The following is a 3,338-nucleotide window of genomic DNA, read 5'->3' as shown; positions in this document are numbered from 1 at the left end:
TCGTTGACGATCTCCAGCGCGGGCCGGACCGTCAGGGCCTCGTCGAGGTCCGCCTCCAGGCCGTTCTTCTCACCGTCGACGATCCGGCGCTTCAGCCTCTCGTCCAGCGGCAGGGCGAGGAGCTCCTCCGCCTTGCCGGCCTTCAGGGACTTCGCCGTCGCGCCCTCGAACATCTCCAGGAAGCGCTGGAGCGGGTCGTAGCCCTCCCGGCGGCGGTCGTGGATCAGGTCGAGCGCGACCTCGACCTGCTCCGGCTCCAGCCGGGCGATCGGCAGGATCTTCGAGGCGTGGACGATCGCCGAGTCGAGACCCGCCTTCACGCACTCGTCGAGGAAGACGGAGTTGAGGACGATCCGCGCGGCCGGGTTCAGACCGAAGGAGATGTTGGAGAGGCCCAGGGTGGTCTGCACGTCCGGGTGGAGCCGCTTGAGTTCCCTGATCGCCCCGATCGTGTGGATGCCGTCCCTGCGGGACTCCTCCTGACCGGTGCAGATGGTGAACGTGAGGGTGTCGATCAGGATGTCCGACTCCCGGATCCCCCAGTTGCCGGTGAGGTCCTCGATGAGCCGCTCGGCGATCGCCACCTTGTCCCCGACGCTCCGGGCCTGACCGCGCTCGTCGATCGTCAGCGCCATCAGCGCCGCGCCGTGCTCCTTCGCCAGCGCCGTGACCTGCGCGAACCGCGATTCGGGGCCGTCGCCGTCCTCGTAGTTGACCGAGTTGACGACCGCCCGGCCGCCGAGCTTCTCCAGGCCCGCCCGCAGCACGCCGACCTCGGTCGAGTCGAGCACGATCGGCAGCGTGGAGGCCGTCGCGAACCGGCCGGCCAGCTCCGCCATGTCCGCGGTGCCGTCCCGGCCCACGTAGTCCACGCACAGGTCGAGCATGTGCGCGCCCTCGCGGATCTGGTCCCGCGCGATCTCGACGCAGTCGTCCCAGCGCCCGTCGAGCATCGCCTCGCGGAACTTCCTGGAGCCGTTGGCGTTGGTGCGCTCGCCGATCGCCAGGTACGCGGTGTCCTGGCGGAACGGCACATGGCTGTACAGCGAGGACGCGCCCGCCTCCGGCTCGGGCCGCCGGTCCGGGACGGCCGCGCCCCGCACCCGGTCCACGATCTCCCGCAGGTGCTCCGGGGTCGTACCGCAGCAGCCGCCGACCAGGGCGGGACCGTACTCGCGGACGAACGCCTCCTGCGCGTCGGCCAGTTCGGCCGGCGACAGCGGGTAGTGGGCGCCGTCGGAGGTGAGGACGGGCAGGCCGGCGTTGGGCATGACCGAGATCGGGATGCGGGCGTGCCGGGACAGGTGCCGCAGGTGCTCGGTCATCTCGGCCGGGCCCGTGGCGCAGTTCAGTCCGATCATGTCGATGCCGAGCGGCTCCAGGGCCGTGAGCGCCGCCCCGATCTCCGAGCCCAACAGCATCGTGCCCGTGGTCTCCACCGTGACCTGCACGATCACCGGCAGGTCCACCCCGACCCAGTCCAGGGCCCGGCGGGCGCCGATGACGGCCGCCTTCGTCTGGAGCAGGTCCTGGGAGGTCTCGATGAGCAGGGCGTCCGCGCCGCCCCGGATCAGGCCCTCCGCGTTCTGCCGGAAGGCCTCCCGCAGCGGCTCGTACGTGATGTGTCCCAGGGTCGGCAGCTTCGTGCCGGGGCCCATGGAACCGAGCACCCAGCGGGGGCGCCCGTCGGCGGCCGTGTGCGCGTCGGCGGCGGCGCGGGCGATCCGGGCACCGGCCTCGGACAGCTCGTACACCTGGTTCTCGATGCCGTACTCGGCGAGCGCGGCCAGGTTCGCCCCGAAGGTGTTCGTCTCGACGCAGTCCACACCCACCGAGAAGTAGGCGTCGTGGACCGAGGCGACGATGTCGGGGCGGGTGAGGTTGAGGATCTCGTTGCAGCCCTCGAGGTTCCGGAAGTCGTCCATGCCCGGGTCGGCGGCCTGGAGCATCGTGCCCATCGCCCCGTCGGCCACCACGACCCGTTTCGCGAACTCCTCCCGCAGGGATCTCCGTACGACGGTCATGAGAGCCCCCTGAGATGGGGGACCAGGGTCGCCGCACAGCTCGTCCCGTACGTCGTCCTGATCCGGTCCAGGAGCGGCTCCCGGTGCAGCCGGTACTCCTGCGTCCCCACGTAGTCGAGGACGGTCGCCGCGACCGCGCAGCCCAGCTGCGCCGCGCACCGCTCCGGCACGCCCCACAGCCGGGCGGCGAGGAACCCGGACCGGAAGGCGTCCCCGACCCCGGTCGGGTCGACGACCGCCGCGACCTCCACGGCCGGCACGGCCAGCGGCTCCCGGCCCTCGCCCCGGATGCGGACGCCCGCCTCGCCGTGCGTGGTGACCCAGGTGCCGACCCGGCGCAGCACGTCCGCCTCGGCCCAGCCGGACTTCTCCAGGAGGAGAGCCGTCTCGTACTCGTTGGTGAACAGGAACCGCGCCCCTTCCACCAGCTCCCGCACCTGCGTCCCGTCGAGCCGCGCGAGCTGCTGCGACGGATCGGCCGCGAAGGGAATCCCCAGGTCACGGCAGGTGCGGGTGTGCCGGAGCATGGCCTCGGGGTCGTCCGGGGAGACCAGGACGAGGTCCAGTCGGCCGGTCCGCGCGACGACCGACCTCAGGTCGATCTCGCGCGCCTCGGCCATCGCCCCCGCGTAGAAGGTGGCGATCTGGTTCTGGGCCCGGTCGGTCGTACAGACGAACCGGGCGGTGTGGAGCGACTCGCTGACGCGCACCGAGTCGGTGTCCACACCGTGGTCCTTCAGCCAGACCCGGTACGGCTCGAAGTCGGCGCCGACCGCGCCCACGAGAGCGGGACGGAGCCCGAGGACACCGAGCCCGAAGGCGATGTTCGCTGCCACTCCGCCGCGCCTGACCTCCAGGTTGTCGGCGAGGAACGACAGGGAGACCCGGTCCAGCCGGTCGGCGAGCAGCTGTTCGCCGAACCAGCCGGGGAAGGTCATCAGATGGTCGGTGGCGATGGAACCGGTGACAGCGATACGCATGGCCCTCAGCCCTCCTGTCCCGGATGAGCCGCCTTCTTCAGGGCCGCCACGCGGTCCGTGCGCTCCCAGGTGAACTCGGGGAGCTCGCGGCCGAAGTGGCCGTACGCCGCCGTCTTCGCGTAGATCGGGCGCTTGAGGTCCAGGTCGCGGATGATCGCCGCCGGGCGGAGGTCGAAGACCTCGCCGACCGCGGCCTGGATCCGCTCGTCCGGGAGGGTGCCCGTGCCGAAGGTCTCCACGAAGAGGCCGACCGGCTCGGCCTTGCCGATGGCGTACGCCACCTGCACCTCGCAGCGGCGGGCGAGGCCGGCCGCGACGACGTTCTTCGCGACCC

3 protein-coding genes are annotated in these 3,338 nt (G+C 71.7%); all 3 read right to left on the bottom strand.

Annotation, left to right across the window (positions count from 1 at the left end; all coding sequences use genetic code 11):
• Positions 1-2,024, bottom strand: a 2,024-nt coding sequence (locus IE311_RS36460) for a homocysteine S-methyltransferase family protein (RefSeq protein WP_189836202.1), incomplete at its 3' end; no start/stop codon positions are given.
• Complete coding sequence (locus IE311_RS36455) at positions 2,021-3,004, bottom strand: carbohydrate kinase family protein (protein ID WP_189836201.1); 984 nt, start codon at positions 3,002-3,004, stop codon at positions 2,021-2,023. The genes IE311_RS36460 and IE311_RS36455, both read right to left, overlap by 4 nt.
• A 5-nt stretch (positions 3,005-3,009) precedes the next feature.
• Positions 3,010-3,338: methionine adenosyltransferase domain-containing protein (locus IE311_RS36450; protein ID WP_189836200.1), on the bottom strand; the 329-nt coding region annotated here is incomplete at its 5' end.

The organism is Streptomyces zaomyceticus (genome assembly GCF_014656215.1).
In the GTDB taxonomy this organism is placed as follows: Bacteria; Actinomycetota; Actinomycetes; order Streptomycetales; family Streptomycetaceae; genus Streptomyces; species Streptomyces zaomyceticus.
This window is presented reverse-complemented; position numbering and strand designations above follow the sequence as displayed.

Bases quoted from the DNA above. Each gene is read 5' to 3' on its own strand.
- IE311_RS36455 (WP_189836201.1), bottom strand. From the start codon at position 3,004: ATGCGTATCGCTGTCACCGGTTCCATCGCCACCGACCATCTGATGACC.